Source organism: Boseongicola sp. (genome assembly GCF_057460485.1).
This window is the reverse complement of the sequence record NZ_JBVCWP010000054.1, coordinates 1-17860: the sequence shown is the minus strand read 5'-3', so window position 1 is coordinate 17860 and position 17860 is coordinate 1. Positions and strand designations below refer to the sequence as shown.

At 58.0% G+C, this 17860-nt stretch carries 19 protein-coding genes and 1 tRNA gene; 13 read left to right on the top strand and 7 right to left on the bottom strand.

Going from position 1 to position 17860, the window contains the following annotated elements; genetic code table 11:
• The first annotated feature begins 212 nt into the window (after positions 1-212).
• The 3 genes from AC221Y_RS08950 (at position 213) to nusG (ending at position 1295) form a co-directional block, all read left to right on the top strand.
• Positions 213-288 (top strand) — tRNA-Trp (locus tag AC221Y_RS08950).
• A 120-nt stretch (positions 289-408) separates the two neighbouring features.
• Positions 409-600, top strand: coding sequence for a preprotein translocase subunit SecE (secE, locus tag AC221Y_RS08945; RefSeq protein ID WP_299748664.1), 192 nt, complete (start codon positions 409-411; stop codon positions 598-600).
• A 158-nt stretch (positions 601-758) separates the two neighbouring features.
• Positions 759-1295 (top strand): transcription termination/antitermination protein NusG, encoded by a 537-nt coding sequence (nusG, locus tag AC221Y_RS08940; RefSeq protein WP_299748667.1) that lies wholly within the window; start codon positions 759-761, stop codon positions 1293-1295.
• A gap of 12 nt (positions 1296-1307) precedes the next feature.
• On the opposite strand, the gene AC221Y_RS08935 is transcribed toward nusG, so the two are convergent.
• A complete protein-coding gene (locus AC221Y_RS08935; protein WP_486707190.1) occupies positions 1308-2105 on the bottom strand; it encodes an alpha/beta fold hydrolase in 798 nt (265 codons plus the stop codon).
• Positions 2106-2343: 238 nt separating this feature from the next.
• Positions 2344-2490: a hotdog family protein gene (locus AC221Y_RS08930; RefSeq protein WP_299748673.1), complete on the bottom strand. Its 147-nt coding sequence runs from the start codon at positions 2488-2490 to the stop codon at positions 2344-2346.
• 232 nt (positions 2491-2722) lie between these two features.
• On the opposite strand from AC221Y_RS08930, the gene rplK reads away from it, so the two are divergent.
• The 3 genes from rplK to AC221Y_RS08915 all read left to right on the top strand — a co-directional run bounded on the left by rplK (position 2723) and on the right by AC221Y_RS08915 (position 4960).
• Positions 2723-3151: a 50S ribosomal protein L11 gene (gene rplK, locus AC221Y_RS08925; RefSeq protein ID WP_486707189.1), complete on the top strand. Its 429-nt coding sequence runs from the start codon at positions 2723-2725 to the stop codon at positions 3149-3151.
• A 4-nt stretch (positions 3152-3155) separates the two neighbouring features.
• On the top strand, positions 3156-3857 hold the full coding sequence (gene rplA / locus AC221Y_RS08920) for a 50S ribosomal protein L1 (protein ID WP_486707188.1): 702 nt from the start codon (positions 3156-3158) through the stop codon (positions 3855-3857).
• A gap of 194 nt (positions 3858-4051) precedes the next feature.
• Positions 4052-4960, top strand: a complete 909-nt coding sequence (locus tag AC221Y_RS08915) for a matrixin family metalloprotease (protein ID WP_299748414.1) — start codon at positions 4052-4054, stop codon at positions 4958-4960.
• 8 nt (positions 4961-4968) lie between these two features.
• Here the strand turns inward: AC221Y_RS08915 and AC221Y_RS08910 are convergent, their stop codons facing one another.
• Positions 4969-6003 (bottom strand): hypothetical protein, encoded by a 1035-nt coding sequence (locus AC221Y_RS08910; RefSeq protein WP_486707187.1) that lies wholly within the window; start codon positions 6001-6003, stop codon positions 4969-4971.
• Positions 6004-6024: 21 nt separating this feature from the next.
• Complete coding sequence (gene greA, locus AC221Y_RS08905; protein ID WP_299748408.1) at positions 6025-6495, bottom strand: transcription elongation factor GreA; 471 nt, start codon at positions 6493-6495, stop codon at positions 6025-6027.
• Positions 6496-6751: 256 nt separating this feature from the next.
• Between greA and AC221Y_RS08900 the strand changes: the two genes are divergently transcribed.
• The 4 genes from AC221Y_RS08900 to yaaA all read left to right on the top strand — a co-directional run bounded on the left by AC221Y_RS08900 (position 6752) and on the right by yaaA (position 11959).
• Positions 6752-8386, top strand: a complete 1635-nt coding sequence (locus AC221Y_RS08900) for an electron transfer flavoprotein-ubiquinone oxidoreductase (RefSeq protein WP_299748405.1) — start codon at positions 6752-6754, stop codon at positions 8384-8386.
• Between the two features lie 99 nt (positions 8387-8485).
• Positions 8486-10192: a tetratricopeptide repeat protein gene (locus tag AC221Y_RS08895; protein ID WP_299748402.1), complete on the top strand. Its 1707-nt coding sequence runs from the start codon at positions 8486-8488 to the stop codon at positions 10190-10192.
• Positions 10185-11087 (top strand): 4-(cytidine 5'-diphospho)-2-C-methyl-D-erythritol kinase, encoded by a 903-nt coding sequence (locus AC221Y_RS08890; protein ID WP_299748400.1) that lies wholly within the window; start codon positions 10185-10187, stop codon positions 11085-11087. Before AC221Y_RS08895 ends, AC221Y_RS08890 begins: the two co-directional genes overlap by 8 nt.
• Before the next feature lie 86 nt (positions 11088-11173).
• Positions 11174-11959 carry a peroxide stress protein YaaA gene (gene yaaA / locus AC221Y_RS08885; protein ID WP_299748397.1) on the top strand — a complete coding sequence of 262 codons (786 nt, stop codon included), beginning with the start codon at positions 11174-11176 and terminating at the stop codon, positions 11957-11959.
• A 124-nt stretch (positions 11960-12083) separates the two neighbouring features.
• Here the strand turns inward: yaaA and AC221Y_RS08880 are convergent, their stop codons facing one another.
• From AC221Y_RS08880 to AC221Y_RS08870, 3 genes are all read right to left on the bottom strand, one after another.
• Positions 12084-12575, bottom strand: a complete 492-nt coding sequence (locus tag AC221Y_RS08880) for a response regulator (RefSeq protein ID WP_486707186.1) — start codon at positions 12573-12575, stop codon at positions 12084-12086.
• The gene (locus AC221Y_RS08875) at positions 12572-12988 is read right to left on the bottom strand and encodes a hypothetical protein (RefSeq protein ID WP_299748394.1); all 417 of its coding nucleotides are present in this window, start codon (positions 12986-12988) and stop codon (positions 12572-12574) included. Before AC221Y_RS08875 ends, AC221Y_RS08880 begins: the two co-directional genes overlap by 4 nt.
• Positions 12989-13091: 103 nt before the next feature.
• On the bottom strand, positions 13092-13517 hold the full coding sequence (locus AC221Y_RS08870) for a MarR family winged helix-turn-helix transcriptional regulator (protein ID WP_299748392.1): 426 nt from the start codon (positions 13515-13517) through the stop codon (positions 13092-13094).
• Positions 13518-13646: 129 nt separating this feature from the next.
• Here AC221Y_RS08870 and AC221Y_RS08865 point away from each other — a divergent pair, with 129 nt between their 5' ends.
• The 3 genes from AC221Y_RS08865 (at position 13647) to hmgA (ending at position 17737) form a co-directional block, all read left to right on the top strand.
• Positions 13647-14828: a glycine C-acetyltransferase gene (locus AC221Y_RS08865; RefSeq protein WP_486707185.1), complete on the top strand. Its 1182-nt coding sequence runs from the start codon at positions 13647-13649 to the stop codon at positions 14826-14828.
• Positions 14829-14913: 85 nt separating this feature from the next.
• Positions 14914-15951, top strand: a complete 1038-nt coding sequence (tdh, locus tag AC221Y_RS08860) for an L-threonine 3-dehydrogenase (protein ID WP_299751944.1) — start codon at positions 14914-14916, stop codon at positions 15949-15951.
• A gap of 430 nt (positions 15952-16381) precedes the next feature.
• Complete coding sequence (gene hmgA / locus AC221Y_RS08855; RefSeq protein ID WP_486707184.1) at positions 16382-17737, top strand: homogentisate 1,2-dioxygenase; 1356 nt, start codon at positions 16382-16384, stop codon at positions 17735-17737.
• Positions 17738-17860: the final 123 nt, after the last annotated feature.

Genomic DNA, 17860 nt, shown 5'->3' with positions numbered 1-17860 from the left:
GGATCGCGAGTTTCTTGCCCTGGTGCCGCACGCCCGCGTATCGCAGATTCAGGAATCAATCCAAGGATCGGCTAGGGTTTTCAGATGGGTTTCGAAAAGCTGGGCTGCCAGAATTGCGACTGCGCGCGAACTTGATACGCCTAGCAATCGATTGCGGCCTAAGAACCCGCTTGATTCCAAACCCACGAGCGTCTAACCACACCCTTGGTCTTAGGGGTTTAGCTCAGTTGGTAGAGCATCGGTCTCCAAAACCGAGGGTCGTGGGTTCGAGTCCCTCAGCCCCTGCCAAGACCTCCACTTCACAAAATCCGCGCGGTGCGCCACTACACCTGAACGCGTCGCAGCCAAGGGTTGAAACCCGGCGCGGGAGCGCGTATCTGCACCTTCGATCTGACAAAGAGTATTCTAATGGCTAATCCGCTTCAATTCGCCCAGCAAACACGCGCCGAAATCGCCAAGGTCGTTTGGCCATCGCGTCGCGAAGTTGTGCTGACCTCGTCAATGGTCTTCCTGCTGTCGATATTGACGGCTGCGTTCTTCTTTCTGGTCGACTTTTTGATCCGTCAGGGCCTGCAAGGCATCCTGTCAATGTTCGGCTAAAACGCTGGCCTGGCCCGTTCGGGCTTGCTTTTCTTCCCACGGGCACTTGAATTCCGGCGGCCTCATCGGTATTGCCACTGATGTTGAGGCGTGCACAGAGTTGCACGCCCCTTTTATTTCCGGGCGACCGGACAAAGCGACAAAGGACGGACAGACCCATGGCGAAGCGCTGGTATTCAGTAAGCGTGCTCTCAAATTTCGAAAAGAAAATTGCTGAGCAAATCCGTCATTCCGCGATTGATTCCGGGCTTGAGGAACAGATCGAAGAAGTTCTGGTCCCGACCGAAGAAGTCATCGAAATCCGTCGCGGCAAGAAAGTCACTGCGGAGCGTCGCTTTATGCCCGGCTATGTTCTTGTCCGCATGGAAATGTCCGACGAAGGCTATCACTTGATCAACTCGATAAACCGCGTCACCGGCTTTCTTGGTCCGCAGGGGCGTCCGATGCCAATGCGCGACAGCGAAGTGCAGGCGATCCTTGGTCGCGTTGAAGAAGGCGAAAGCGGAGCGCCGAAGCTGCTTATTTCGTTCGAGATTGGCGAGAAAGTCAAAGTCAACGACGGCCCGTTCGAAGATTTCGACGGCACTGTGGAAGACGTCGACGACGACAACCAGCGCCTCAAGGTGTCGGTGTCGATCTTTGGCCGCGCGACCCCGGTCGAGCTGGAGTTCACGCAGGTGTCTAAGCAGACATAAGTCTGGCGACGCTTACTCAGTCACAAGCGCAAGCCTGTCCAGCCAGTCCCTGATCAGGGACTGGAACACTTCCGGGCGCTCCCATGCCACGGCGTGACCTGCTGCATCAAGCACAGCAAGGCTGGCGCGCGGGTACTGTGGCAATAGGTCGATCCCGTCCAGATACCCCGACATGCTGTCTTGCCGACCGAGAATGATCACGGTTGGCCCATCATGGCCGGATGTCTCGCCGTTCATCTCGTTTGAAAAGTGGAATGCGCTGAAGACACGCTGCTCTTGTGCGTGGTCATACAGGGCAACTGCAGGAATGTTACTGCGCTCCGCCATATCGAGAGGTCTTTGGTTCTGAATGACCATTAAATTGTCGAACCGATCGATCTGGTTCTCGGCCAAACCCTCGCGCAGTGATGGGTCCGCGACCAGAACCTCATGAGCTGGCAGCCGTGCGGGATCGCTGCCCGGCGCGCCACCCGGCACGACCAGGCCAAGCCCCAGAACCAGCTCGGGACGGCGGCTGGCCATGCCGCTGGCGAGATAGCTGCCGCGACTTTCGCCAATGACGCCAAAGCGCTGGCCCGGCAAAAGAGCGTCGGCAAAGGTGACCAGAGCGTCCAGCACATCGTCCATCGAGCGGATCGTGCCCTGCGGCGGGCTAGCCCCGTGTCCGGGTAGATCGACATAGACACGATGCCACCCGCCCAAAGTTTCGAACACTGGCTCAAGGCTTTCCATCATATGGCGGTGATCAAGGCGCACACCATGCAGGATCAACAGCGGTGTTCCGTGTCCAACGATGACATGGTTCAGCATGCAGGGGTCTCCTATGCCGGCGGCAGCGGCCTCGGTTTGCCGTCCTCGTCGATAGCGACGAACGCAAAATTGCTTCGGTTACCTTTTCGCGTGCGCCAAAACGATCCCGCAAAACCCAGGCCTCCAATCCAACGCCCATTGACGTCCGGCCTTCGCGCTCGATCCTTGCATAGACACCACAGAATGGCACCGAGATGGACCGGACGAATGAACTTCATTGCGTCCACGGCCACAGTCGCTACATGCTCCCGACCGCGCTGCCCGCAGGGATATCCATCTGCGACAAAACCCAGCCGCCAAAGATGTCGCCCGAGACGTTCACATCCGCGGGCATGGCAAGCGTGCGCAGGGACAGATCGCCTTTTGGTGCAATATCGTCGGTCATTGGTGGTCCCCTTTCGGGTATCGCTGGGCATCACGGTCGGAATTTCCACCCATGATTTCAGCGCGAACGCCCTAGAATCGCTTGCAATACACATCGCCTCGATATACGCGTCGCCAGTCCCCGAAAAGGGATTCCCATGTGGGAGGCGATGGCATCGCGATGTCCCAAGCCGCACCACATCGACATAGCTGTTCAGACGCGTCTGAAAAGCGTTGCAAAAAGGAGATGGCCAATGGCCAAGAAAGTAATCGGGCAACTGAAGTTGCAAGTGCCCGCCGGACAAGCAAACCCTTCACCGCCGGTTGGACCGGCGCTGGGTCAGCGCGGCATTAATATCATGGAATTCTGCAAAGGCTTCAACGCCAAGACGCAGGAAATGGAGCAAGGTGCGCCTTGCCCGACCATCATTACTTACTATCAGGACAAGTCGTTCTCGATGGAAATCAAGACGCCACCTGCGTCTTATTACCTGAAGAAAGCGGCCAAGCTGAAATCTGGCGCCAAGACTCCAAGCCGCGAAACCGTCGGTTCGGTCACTGCAAAGCAGCTTCGTGAGATTGCAGAAGCCAAGATGGTCGACCTGAACGCAAACGACGTCGAAGCAGCGATGAAGATCATCTTGGGCTCTGCGCGGTCGATGGGTATCGAGGTTAAGGGGTAAGATCATGGCAAAAATCGGAAAACGCGCCCGCTCGGCCAAAGAGGCATTCGCTGGCAAACAGAACGTGACTGTTGAAGAAGCTATCGCGCTGATCAAAGGCAACGCAAAGACGAAGTTCGACCAGACGGTCGAGATCGCCATGAACCTTGGTGTTGACCCGCGCCACGCAGACCAGATGGTCCGCGGGTCGGTCAACTTGCCAAACGGAACCGGTAAAACGGTTCGTGTCGCTGTGTTCGCACGCGGCCCGAAGGCTGAAGAAGCGCAAAAGGCGGGTGCCGACATCGTCGGCGCCGAAGACCTGATGCAAATCGTTCAGGGCGGCACGATCGATTTTGATCGCTGCATTGCAACCCCTGACATGATGCCAATCGTTGGCCGTCTGGGTAAAGTGCTTGGCCCCCGGAACCTGATGCCTAACCCTAAAGTTGGCACAGTGACCATGGACGTCGCCGAAGCCGTTGCTGCTGCAAAAGGCGGTCAAGTGACGTTCAAGGCTGAAAAAGCCGGTGTTGTGCATGCTGGTGTTGGCAAAACGTCGTTTGACGAAGCCAAGCTTGTTGAGAATGTCCGCGCGTTTGTCGAAGCTGTTTCGCGGGCACGGCCTGCGGGCGCGAAGGGCACATACATGCTGAAGGTCTCGCTGGCCTCGACCATGGGTCCGGGCGTTACGGTTGATGTATCATCGGCCACCGGCAACGACTAAACTGTCCAAAATAATAATTAAAAAGGCGCACCCTTCGGGGTGCGCCTTTTTTGTGCGGGGATCGGCCGAAATAGCGCGCGGCAATGCTCCGATATCCGCCATGCCACAATTCCGCCGTTAGTTGATCCAAATGTCTCGATTGACACTTGGTTAGAACGGGAAGCAGAAGTTTCCGACTAAGACTTGAGGCCACGATGTACTATACCAGCTATGGGACAAAATGGGGTGACCCGGACTTTGGCACGGAGAGCGGTCAAATTTTCTGGAGCTCCGACCTGACCTCTGGCCTGCAGTTCGGCGCAGGGGATTCTGTCTCCGAATTTGACGGTACATTGCAATCTGCCTTTGATGCTTGGGAAAGCGTTTCCGGGTTGGATTTCACCTACGTTTCTTCGGGAGCCAGTGATATCACAGTTATCGTTGACGCGATGCCTTCGGCCTATCCTGACAGCGTCGTTGGCTATGCCAATTGGTCAACCAATGGGACAACCATCACGTCGGGGACCCTGACCTTCGATGAAGAGGAGTTTTGGGCTCCCAATGGCGAGGGGTCGGGCACAGTTGATTTCTTTGCCGTCGCCTTGCACGAGATCGGTCATCTTATCGGCTTAGACCACTACATCCCGAGCCCGGGCGAGCCAGCTCAGATTATGAACTCTTCGATTTCGGTGGGTGAGCTTAGGTCGGGTGATATCGCCGGTGCGCAGTATATTTATGGTGCTGGCGATGGCGCTACACCTCCTCGGGCGGACGCCGTATCCCCGGAGGAAGAAGCGCCTCCTGTTGCTACAGACGATGGCGGCAGCAGTAGTGGCGCGATCGGTGCGATCATCGGATTGCTGGGGCTCGTCGTTGCCATGGTCTTTGGCGGCGGTGCCGGATTTGTCGGGCTCGCTGCGGGCCGTATGGCCGAAGGCGATGACGATGAGGACAACGCAGACGAAGAAGCGCATGAGTTTGATGACGTTCTTCTGACCGACCTTTTGCCGGTCGCTGAAGCCATGTCACACGCGGTATATGTCGACGATCTTGGCAACTTCATGGCCGATCCGAACGACCATGATCAAGACCACGAGGAAGAAGATGACCTGTTCCTCGTCTAGGAGGCAGATTAGTCGAAAATTCCGGCGACGCGACCCAAAAGCATAAAGGCTCGCGCTGTACGGGTTTCCGTCAAGGCGGCCAGTTCCTGATCGCTTAGGCGGTCGGCGATGCTGGCCAAAGTCTTATCGAAGGTGCGCAGAAAATGGTGCGAGGCATCGCGAAAAATCGAATCCTGTCGCATCCGCGCGGCGCTTAGCGCCAGTGAAGATCTGTCGCGCACGCCGCCGAGGCCGGAAACGGTCGGCCCGCGCTCGCCACTTGCAAACCGTCTCCAGATATCCGTCTTCGAGCGATCTGGCGTCAGATCATCCATGTAGATGCCGTCCTGACTAAGAAGCGTCAGCACATCCTGGCTCGCCTGGATCAAAACCGCGGCGCGTCGGTCCGCCAACGCGCGCCGCAGTGCATCAAAGCCCGCGCGGTCGTATGCGGTTTCCGGGAAGTTCATCGCCGTGATAAAATCCGCCGTCGATACTGGCGTGCCGTACATTTCGGCAGGCGTCCCAAGCGCAAGATCGGGTTGCTCGTCCATCACGGTCGGGGGCGCCATTGGCGGCACAGCGGGGCGCTCGGGCGACGGGGCAGGGACCGAAATGGGGCGTGTGGTCGCGAACTCGGCCATGGCGCTTTCCGCGCGCTTTTGGCCTTTCACGATCTCGTCGATTTTGCGTTCGACGTTTGGCCCCATTGTCGTCGCTGCCATCTGCGCCTGGGTGATGTAAATCTGGCGCATCGCATCCATCGAAACCGCAAGCCGTTCGCTTTCTTCGCGCATGATCCGCGCCGATTTAACCGCAATTGACCCGATCCAGATCAACGCCACCGGCAACAACACCGCCAGGACGACAATCAGGAACCGCAATCCGCCAAGTTCTTCGGAACCGCCAAGGCCGACAATGGCCAGAAAGGCGGTGCACATCACCAACCAAATGGCCGACACGACCAGTGCGATCTTATCAGCCGGGTCAAGCGAGGTATCGGCCGCCACGCGGCTATATATGCCAAGATCCACAGGCGGTTTGCGTTCAGAGCTTTCGGACATGGGGCGAAATGGCCCTTTCGGTCAGCTAAATTTAATGGACAAAATCTCGTAGGCTTTCTCGCCGCCAGGCGTGCGGACTTCGACGCTGTCGCCTTCATCCTTGCCGATCAAAGCGCGTGCAAGAGGCGACTTGATGTTCAGCTTACCGGACTCAATATCGGCCTCGGGTTCGCCGACGATCTGATAGGTTTTCTCTTCGTTGGTGTCTTCATCGATGATCTTTATCACCGCACCAAACTTCACTGTGCCGGACAGCCTGGACGTGTCGATCACGTCGGCAAGCGATAAGATACCCTCAAGTTCTTTAACACGGCCTTCGATGAAGCTCTGCTTTTCACGGGCGGCATGATATTCGGCGTTCTCGCTCAGATCACCATGCTCGCGCGCTTCGGCAATCGCACGGATCACCGCCGGCCGTTCGACCGACTTCAGCTTCTTCAATTCATTGTTCAGCGCGCTATGGCCGGCGCGTGTCAGCGGTATCTTTTCCACGTGAAGTCCTTTCGCCACAAGCGGCGTCAATTTCGCTTCTTAAATTCAAGCCGGGCAGGGAGAGTCAAGAGCAGATGGACTTGGAAGGCAGTCCTTTGCCCAGTTGGTTTCTATCACAAATGTGCGAGAAGGAGAGAGTTTATCGCTATTATGGCAAAGTATTCGCCCTGATACGCTGGGTCGCAATTGACGCCCGTGGTCGAAGTGCGAATAAATCGCCCGGAACAATCAAGACAAAATCAGAACAGGATCAGCCATGAGCGACATCGAACGCGAAAGCATGGAATACGACGTGGTCATCGTGGGCGCGGGGCCTGCCGGGCTTTCGGCGGCCATTCGGCTGAAACAGCTCGACCAAGAGATCAACGTGGTCGTGCTGGAAAAAGGCTCGGAAGTGGGCGCACACATCCTTTCAGGTGCGGTTCTTGATCCCGTCGGTCTGGACGCGCTGATCCCAGATTGGAAAGCCAAGGGTGCGCCGCTGACCGTACCGGTGCGCGAAGATAATTTCTACATGCTCGGCGAAGCTGGTCAGGTCCGCATCCCGAATTTTCCGATGCCGCCCTTAATGAACAATCACGGCAACTACATCGTCTCGATGGGCAATGTCTGCCGCTGGATGGCCGAGCAAGCCGAAGAAATGGGCGTGGAAATCTTCCCTGGTATGGCGTGCTCGGAACTAATTTACGGTGTGAACGGCGAAATCAAAGGCGTTGTCGCCGGCGAGTTTGGTTTGAACGCGGACGGCACCCAAAGCGACGCCTATGAGCCCGGGATGGAGCTCCATGGCAAATACGTCTTCCTTGGCGAGGGTGTGCGCGGATCGCTTTCAAAGCAGGTGATCGAGAAATACGCCCTTGATGCCAACGCTGAGCCACAGAAATATGGCCTTGGCATGAAGGAAATCTGGGAAATCGACCCTGCGTTGCACAACGAAGGCTCGGTCACGCATACGATGGGCTGGCCGTTGGGCAAGAACGCAGGCGGTGGCTCTTTCGTCTATCACCTTGAGAACAATCAGGTGTACGTCGGGTTTGTGGTCCATCTGAACTACAAAAACCCGCATCTTTACCCCTACATGGAATTTCAGCGCTTCAAGCATCACCCGATGATCGCCAAGCTGCTTGAGGGCGGAAAACGTGTCGCTTACGGCGCGCGCGCGATCACCGAGGGCGGATACCAGTCCATGCCCGACGCGGCTTTTCCGGGTGGCGCGCTACTTGGCTGTTCCGTCGGCCTCGTCAACGTCCCGCGCATCAAAGGCAACCACAACGCGATGCTGTCCGGCAAGGCCGCAGCGGAACACGCATTTGCAGCCATCAGAGAGGGTCGTTCTGGCGACAAACTTGAGGGCTATATGGCCGAGCTGAAGGAAGGTGCTATCGGTCAAGACCTGAAAAAAGTTCGCAATGTCAAACCTTTGTGGTCAAAGCACGGTCTGATGACCTCTCTGACGCTGGGTGGATTTGATATGTGGACCAACACGCTTGGGTTCTCGCTGCTTGGCACGGTCAGCCACGGCAAGAACGACGCCGAAAGCACCGGATTGGCCGCCAATTTCGCGCCCATCGACTATCCAAAGCCCGACGGCAAGCTTAGCTTTGACCGCCTTACCAACGTCAGCTTTTCAATGACGAACCACGAGGAAAGCCAGCCCGCGCACCTAAAGTTGAAGGACGCCAGCATTCCGATCTCGGTGAATCTGCCGAAATATGCAGAACCGGCGCAACGCTATTGCCCCGCAGGCGTTTACGAAGTGGTCGACGAGCAATTCGTGATCAACTTCCAGAACTGCATTCACTGCAAAGCCTGCGACATCAAAGACCCGTCACAAAATATCGTCTGGACCACGCCACAGGGCGGGGACGGGCCGAATTATCCGAATATGTAACACATCCGTCATGATCGGCGGTCATAGTGCCGCCCCGCATTGCCTCTTAGGGGGCGCGCCACTACCTTTTTTATCAACCGCGACAACAAGGATAGCCTGATGCCGTTGATCCGTACTTTGACGATTGCTGCCGCACTGGCCGTGGCGTCCCCTGTTTTGGCAGAACCTGCTTCGGGCAGTTACCTCGCCGCGCGTTCGGCGATGATCGCCCACGACTACGAGGAGGCCGCGCAACAGTTCTCTCGCGCGCTTGTGCGTGATGGGCGCAATCCGGTGCTGCTGGAAAACGGCTTGACCGCCTATATCGGTCTTGGCGATCTTGACCGCGCCGCGCCGCTGGCCCGTCGCCTTACTGAAGTTGGCGCGTCAAGCCAGATCGCAGCACTTGTGCTTGCCGGAGACGCCGCCGCGCGCGGCAACTGGGACGGCCTTCTGGCCGATCTGGACGCCGGCATGACCGTCGGGCCTTTGTTCGATAGTCTTCTTAAGGCATGGGCGGAACTTGGCGCTGGCCGGATGGGCGAGGCGCTTGCGGGATTTGATGCGGTTACTGGTAATCAGGGCGTCGAAGCTTTTGGCTTGTACCACAAGGCTCTTGCGCTGGGCTCGGTCGGCGATTTTGAAGGTGCGGCTGATATCTTCTCGGGCGAAAGCGGCACCACGATCCGCCTCACACCGCGCGGGATCATCGCCTATGTGCAGATCCTCAGCCAATTGGAGCAGCCACAGGTCGCGATTGATCTTTTGGACGCAACTTTGGGCGCCACGCTTAATCCACAGCTTGTTGCGATGAAGGCCGCTCTTGAATCCGGGGAAACGCTGCCGTTTGACGCGGTCCGCACGCCCGCCGATGGCGTTGCCGAGATTTACCATTCCATAGGCGGCGCCCTGCGCGGTGAAGCTCAGGAAGCCTACACACTGCTTTACACGCGTATGGCGCTGGCGATCCGTCCCGACCATATCGACGCCCTGCTTGCGACGGCCGAAATCCTTGAAAGCCTCGATCAATACGATCTTGCCACCGAAGTTTACGACACCGTCCCCCGAACGTCGCCGGTCTATTACGCCGCCGAACTAGGGCGCGCGGCGGCTCTGCGTCGCTCGGACCGTTCCGATGCGGCAATCGAAGTCCTCAAGCAGTTGTCTGAAAGTCACGGCGATATTCCGTCAGTCCAGATTGCGCTGGCCGACGCCTATCGCCAGATCGAGAACTTCGAGGCGTCGCTGGCGCCCTATGCCCGCGCGCTTGAATTGATCGGTGAACCACAAGAACAGCACTGGATCGTTTATTTCGCCCGCGGTATTGCGCATGAACGGCTAGATCGGTGGGGCGACGCCGAGGCCGATTTCCGCGCCGCCTTGGACCTGCGCCCCGAACAGCCACAGGTGCTGAACTACCTCGGATATTCCTTCCTTGAGATGAACGAAAACCTCGACGAAGCGCTTGATCTGATCGACCGTGCCGTCACCCAGCGCCCCGATTCGGGGTACATCGTTGATAGTCTTGGCTGGGGGCTTTACCGCGTTGGCCGCTACGCCGAAGCCGTTGGGCACATGGAGCGCGCGGTCGAATTGCTGCCGGTCGACCCCATCGTAAACGACCACCTTGGTGATGTTTATTGGGCTGTTGGCCGCGAGCGCGAAGCCGAATTCCAATGGCACCGCGCTCTGTCCTTCATCACCGATGACACTGACCCCGACGATGTCGAAGCCGGGCGTATACGGCGCAAGCTTGAGGTTGGTCTTGATGTCGTTTTGGTTGAGGAAGGCGAGCCGCCTCTGAAGTTTGCGAACGACGATGGTTAACGTCTTTGCACCGGCAAAGATCAACCTGACGCTTCACATCACCGGACAACGCGACGACGGCTTTCATCTGCTTGACTCGCTGGTGACCTTCGCAACCGTGGGGGATAAGCTGCACCTGGAAAAAGCGGGTGTGTTTTCGCTCATCGTTGAAGGCCCCGAGGCCGCTGGCGTTCCGGCCGACATGGACAACCTCGCCCTGCGCGCGGCCGCATTGGTGAGCGCCGACCTGAAAGCGGCGATCACGCTGACCAAAAACCTCCCGACGTCTTCCGGAATAGGCGGAGGGTCGGCAGATGCAGCGGCGGCATGGCGCGGGATGCTGGGACTTGAAGGCAACGGCGAGACCTTTGCAGACCGCCACTATGCGATGCCCGAAATCCTGCTTAAAACGCAACTCCGCGCCCTAACGAGGCTTGGCGCAGACGTCCCGATGTGCATTGCCTCCTCTCCCGCGCGCGTGCGCGGTATCGGCGACAGATTGGCTCTGCACCCATTGCCGACGTTGCCTGCGGTGCTGGTTAACCCGCGTGTGCCGGTATCAACGCCGCAGGTTTTCAAGTCGATGAAAACGCGGGAAAATCTGCCAATGCCCGAGACCATCCCGGCGTTTGAAGCCGCGTCTGACCTTATTGATTGGCTTCAGGGACAACGCAACGATCTGCAAGTTCCGGCCATTGCGATTGTGCCCGAAATCTCCACGGTCCTGGACCGTCTTACTGCATGCGCCGGCGCAAAGCTGGTCCGCATGTCGGGGTCAGGTGCGACCTGTTTTGCGCTTTTCGATGACGTCGAAGCCGCGAAAGCTGCCGCGGGCGCGCTCTACACTGAACGGCCCAACTGGTGGGTCGCAGGCTGCATGCTTGGCAATATGTCTGGACGGGCATTGCCGAAATAACCTAAGTGGTTGGCGCTTTTGCCTCCCCTTTCCCCTTTTCCAACTCCGCCCCGCGCGCTACTTCTGGAGAAAGAGGAGCCGTTGCCATGCTAACCGTCATATCCCCCGCCAAACGCCTTGATTGGTCCGACCGGGCTGTCACACCGACCGCACCGAATTTCCAGACCGAAGCCACACAGTTGGCCGGCCACGCGCGGCAGTTGACGCTTGGCAAACTGAAATCGATGATGGATCTTTCGGACAATCTGGCGCGCCTCAATCGTGACCGCTTCCGCGCCTTCGTGGACGCCCCCGACGCTACCGCAACCCGCCCCGCCGTCTTCGCCTTCGCGGGGGATACTTATCAGGGCCTTGAGGCAGCAACTCTTGACCCAAACACCCTAGAGCGCGCGCAAAACCACCTGCGCATCCTATCCGGGCTTTACGGCGTGTTGCGCCCGCTTGATGGGATCCAACCTTACCGCCTTGAAATGGGCAGCCGCCTGAAAACCCGTCGAGGCACATCGCTTTATGACTTCTGGGGTGACACGATCTCCAAGTCGCTGAACGGCGCCGCTGAAGCCGTCGGCACCGATCTTTTGGTGAACTGCGCCAGTCAGGAATACTTTGGCGCAGTCGACCGTCAGGCGTTGAAGCTTCAGATCATCACCCCGCAATTTTATGAGGTGAAGGGGGGCACACCCAAAATCGTCAGCTTCTTTGCCAAAAAAGCGCGCGGTGCGATGGCGCGGTTCATCGTCGAAAACCGCGTGACCAGCGTCGAGGGTTTGCGCGATTTCGACCTTGGCGGTTATCGCTTCCAGATGGATCTTGGCGACGCCGCAACGCTTGTCTTCCACCGCGATGCACAAGCTGCCAGTCAGGCGGCCTGACACTCTCAGATCGTAACCTGAGCGACGGGTTCTCTAGCGCGCTCTGCCTTAGGGTCTTCAACCGCCATTGGCAGGCATGGCACAGCATCCAAAGGCCGTGCCGTCAGGATATGATCGATAAGTTTTATGCCAGGCTTGTTAAGGTAATCGTTAATGCCAGCGGCCAGAATGTCCTCGGCATCCCCTTCCATCGCGTGTGCGGTGATCGCAACAATGGGGCAGGCTCCCAGACCCTGCTCGAGTTCCGTCGCGCGGATGTGACGCGGGGCCTCCTTGCCATCATTTTCGGCATGGAAATATCGGTGAAAAAGATATCTGGACGCGCGGCTTGAAACGCCTCGATTGCTTCCATTCCGTTCTCGGCAAAGACAAGACCGCTATTCAGCGCCTTCAGCATTTTCTCAACCGCGAAACGGTTGGTACGATTGTCTTCTGCTGCCATGACCTGCATGCGTCGCACACCGGGTTCAGCAGGCTGCGGAACGGCAACTTTCGAAGGTTCCGGCGCGACAGCGCCTTCTAAAACTGTCTCGGTAGGCGCTTGTTCTTGTGGTACAGTGGCGTCTGTAGAAGCCTCAAATGCCGTTGGCGGAGCGACCGCCTCGTGTCCTCTCAAATGTGTATCCTCGTCGTCGCCTTCCCCAATTTACAGGGAGCGACCAGCGGCGACAGCTCGCTTATGCCAGTCATCATAGCCGCGCGTAGAAACGGTCGCGGCAACAACCGGTCGAACGCCATATCGCCCATTGGCGTTTTTGTCGGCCCGACCACCACTTTGAATAGTCCGGCTGATTTGAGCTGCACTTTCAATGCCGCGGCAATCGCAAAGCGGTCCTCGCCGTCTTTGGGTTGGCCCACAACGATCACATCGCGCGCATTTGGATTTTCGCCGGAAATATCGTCAAATCCATCAACCGGCACGGGCGTTAGTCCGATCAAGCCAAGCTGTTTGGCCAATACCGTCCGGTCCATCCCCGGTTCTTTCACAATGATCGCACGATCAAGCCAGGCAGGGGCGCTAACGTCCATGGGCCACTCCGCCGTCCGTCACCTTCACGCAACAAAGCCAGTTATGGCCCGATCACGGTAAATAAGCGGTTAATCTGGGCGACCAAGGGGCGATGTTCTCGCCCTAGTCGCTTGAAAGCAATGCCTGCAAGGCCCGGCGAAACACGTCAGCATCCGGGCCAAGATTGTCCATCAATGACGTCTCAAACGTTGCCGCAACCGGCGTCATCGTCGCGATCAGATCGCGGCCCTTGTCAGTCAATTCCAACGCCACCAGCCGCCCGTCATCTGGGTCGGGGCGCCGCGACACGAACCCCGCCGCTTCAAGGCGCGTGGCGGCCCGGCTGACCCGGCTTTTCTCCATCGCGACCTTCTTTTGGATATCGCGCACGCTGACACTGGGCGACTGGCTCAGATGTGCCACAACACGCCATTCCGCAAGGCTGATCCCAAACCGCGCGCGGTATTCCCGCTCGAACGCGCGGCTTGTGCGCTCGGCCAGAACCGCAAGTTGATACGGTAGAAATTCTTCCAGATCGAAGTCACTCATGACGCTCACAAAGCCACAATCCCAGGCAATTGCCCAGCCCAGCCCATCGCGTTCGCGTCGCCCGCGTGTTGCAGCCTGTCTGGAATGCGCGGCCCAACGTGGTATCGTTCAACCAAGGAGGCGCTTGCCATGACCAACTTCGATCAACACTTGGACGAAACCCTTGCTGCCATTGATGCCGACGGCTTGATGAAGGCCGAGCGCGCTATCACCTCGCCGCAGTCGGCACACATCACGGTCGCGGGCCGTACAATGCTGAACCTATGCGCCAACAACTACCTCGGGCTTGCCGATGATCCCCGGCTTATCAACGCCGCCAAAGGCGCACTTGATAGCCACGGGTTTGGTATGGCCTCGGTGCGTTTCATCTGCGGCACGCAAGACCTTCACTGCGAACTTGAGGCCCGGCTTGCCGCTTTTCTCGGGATGGAGGACGCAATCTTGTTCGCCGCCTGCTTCGATGCAAACGGCGGCGTTTTTGAACCGCTTTTGGGCCCGCAGGACGCGATCATCTCAGATGCCTTGAACCACGCGTCCATCATCGACGGCATCCGGCTTTGCAAGGCGCAACGCTACCGCTACGCCAATTCGGATATGGACGATCTTGAAGCCAAACTGAAAGAGGCCAAGGCGAACGGCGCGCGATTTATAATGGTTGCCACGGACGGCGTGTTCTCGATGGACGGGACCCTCGCCAAGCTTGCTGACATTCGCGCTTTGGTTGACGCATACGACGCCCTTTTGATGGTGGATGACTGCCATGCAACCGGGTTCATAGGCCCGAAAGGGACGGGAACCCCGGCGCATGCGGGCATCAAAGCCGATATCCTTACCGGCACTCTTGGCAAAGCGATGGGTGGCGCAATCGGTGGCTACGTTGCGGCGTCAAAGCGCATCGTCGATCTTTTGCGCCAACGCGCACGGCCCTACCTTTTCTCAAACGCGCTGCCCCCCATGGTCTGCGCCGCCGGGGTCGAGGCGATACGTCTTGTCGAAGCCGGCGATGACCTGCGCGCGCGCCTCTTCGACAACACGGCCTACTGGCGCGTTTCCCTGGAAACGGCAGGATTCAAAACCTTGCCCGGTGAACACCCGATCGTCCCTGTCATGCTTGGCGACGCCCGCCTTGCGCAAGCCATGGCTGCGCGTCTTGGCGACCTTGGCATCTACGTCGCGGGCTTCTTCTTTCCCGTGGTCCCGAAAGGTCAGGCGCGCATCCGCACTCAGATGAACGCAGCCCTTACGCGAGAAGACCTTGACCGCGCAGCCGAGGCCTTCCAACAAGCTGGACGCGAAACAGGTGCAATTTGACTAAAATTGCATTTCTTCTTGGAAAAAATACTGCGGGGGTTTGGGGGCAGCGCCCCTGTCCCGGCGGCGAAACAGGGACAGGCCGATGACCAACCAGATGAAAGCCCTTGCCAAGACAACCGCCGCACCGGGCCTCGACATGATCGACGCGCCGGTGCCTGAGATAGGCGCAGACGATGTGCTGATCCGCATCAAGAAAACTGGTATCTGCGGCACCGACATCCATATCTGGGACTGGGACGAATGGGCGGCCAAGACGGTTCCTGTGCCGCTTATCACGGGCCACGAGTTTGCCGGTGAGATCGTCGAACTTGGCCGCAATGTCACCGACCTTACTCTTGGCCTAAGGGTCTCGGGTGAAGGACATTTGATCGGTAAGCATTCCCGCCAGTCCCGCGCCGGAAAGTTCCACCTCGACCCGCAAACGCGGGGGATCGGCGTTAATGAACAAGGCGCATTTGCCGAATACCTGCGCCTTCCGGCATTTAACGCCGTTCCCCTTCCCGACGCTATCGACGACGAGATCGGTGCCATCCTTGATCCCCTGGGAAATGCAGTTCACACAGCCCTCAGCTTCGATCTTGTGGGCGAGGACGTTCTTGTCACCGGTGCGGGGCCGATCGGGATCATGGCCGCCGCCGTCGCTCGTCACGTTGGCGCGCGGCACGTTGTGATCACAGACGTCAATCCAGATCGTCTGGCGCTTGCCCAAAGGGTCGCAGACGTAGTCCCGGTGAACGTAATGACAGAAGATTTGCACGATGTAATCACAAAGCTGAAAATGAAAGAGGGCTTTGACGTCGGCCTTGAGATGTCTGGCAATCAACGCGCCATGGATCAGATGGTCGAAGCGCTGGTGATGGGTGGGCGCATTGCGCTTCTGGGCATCCCGCCGGGGAAATCTCCTGTCGATTGGTCGCGCATCGTGTTCAAGGCGATCACCCTGAAAGGCGTGTACGGCCGTGAAATATTTGAGACCTGGTACAAGATGATCGCCATGCTGGAAAACGGACTTGATGTGCGCAACGTCATCACGCATCGCATGTCGGTTGATGATTACCGGATGGGTTTTGAGACAATGAAATCCGGGCAATCCGGCAAGATTGTACTGGATTGGACCTGACCCGACCGCAGGGCCGGTGGGCGCGAAACTGCAGAAACCCCATCGTAACATTCTAGCTATTCGTAACGATCAGCACCCTATTCAGGGCCAGAGCGGGCGGTAGTTCTTCCCTGTAAGCATAGACGACGAACAGGATATCCGAACGATGGGCCGCCACCCGGATCCCCAGAATTGACCGGACGCTGGCCTGCACCAGAATACAACTTGCCGCCTGAAACCCAAGATAATCGATCATCGACGGCTTTTGTTTTCGCCTTGCGGCCCTTCGCCTTCAGCCTTGACCGCTACAATTTTAATCAGAGCAAAACCGTCCGGCAAGGTTCACAGGGAACGCTCTGTGAGCCCCGCGCTAAAGGCTGGCGAAGGCCTCATGAATTGACATCGTTGCACGCGCAACGATATACTCTACGGGCCTTGTGGAGCGCCTGAAATGACTAGCAAACCCGACCTGTCCGGACTGACCCAAGCGGACGCCTCAAACGGCATAATTAAGGGCTATATGCCCGGTTTTGGGAATGATTTTGAAACCGAGGCGCTGCCAGATGCCTTGCCGCAAGGCATGAATTCCCCACAGCGCGTGAACTACGGGCTCTACGCCGAACAGCTCTCGGGAACCGCTTTCACGGATGTGCGCCCTGAACGGACGTGGTGTTACCGTATTCGCCCATCGGTAAAGCATTCCGCGCGCTACATGAAGGTCGATCTGCCGTATTGGAAGACCGCGCCACACATCAACGAAGACGTGATCAGCCTTGGTCAGTACCGCTGGGACCCGGTGCCCCACGGCGATCAGCGCCTCACCTGGCTCACGGGGATGCGCACTATGACCACCGCCGGAGACGTCAACACACAGGTCGGTATGGCCAGCCACATCTACCTTGTGACTGACAGCATGGTGGACGCCTATTTCTACTCGGCCGACAGCGAGCTTCTGGTGGTGCCTCAGGAAGGACGCCTGCGATTTTGCACAGAACTTGGCATCATTGACCTTGCCCCCCAGGAAATTGCAATCATGCCGCGCGGCCTTGTTTACCGCGTCGAAGTGCTTGAGGGCCCGGCCCGTGGGTTCGTCTGCGAAAACTATGGCCAGAAGTTTGAATTGCCCGGACGCGGCCCTGTCGGCGCAAACTGCATGGCAAACCCCCGAGATTTCAAGGCGCCCGTGGCGGCATTCGAGGACCGGGAGGTAGCCTCAAAGCTAACGATCAAATGGTGTGGGCAATTCCACGAAACGCCCATCCCACAAAGCCCGCTTGATATCGTCGCGTGGCACGGCAACTACGCTCCAATGAAGTACGACCTGAAGACCTACTGCCCGGTTGGCGCAGTCTTGTTCGATCATCCGGATCCGTCGATTTTCACCGTTTTGACTGCGCCCTCATCGCATCCCGGAACGGCGAATATCGACTTCGTGTTGTTCCGCGAGCGCTGGCTGGTCAGCGAAAACACTTTCCGCCCGCCGTGGTACCACAAGAATGTCATGTCCGAGCTGATGGGCAACATCTACGGGCAATACGACGCGAAACCACAGGGCTTCGTTCCGGGTGGTATGAGCTTGCACAATATGATGCTGCCGCATGGCCCGGACCGTGATGCATTTGAAAAAGCGACCGAATCAAACCTTGGTCCTGCCAAGTTGGAAAACACCATGTCGTTCATGTTCGAAACGCGTTTTCCGCAACACCTGACAGAATTCGCCGCAGAGGAAGCTCCGTTGCAGGATGATTATATTGACTGCTGGACGTCGCTGGAGAAGAAATTCGACGGATCCGCAGGGGAGAAATGACATGGGCGATATGATTTTCTGGGCGATTGCGACGGTGGCCTTGATCGTTGGCTTTCGCTGGTGGCAGAAGCGCGGGAAATAGGGGCGCTTGCCTCGCCGCCAAAAGCGGCTCACCCAGGATTT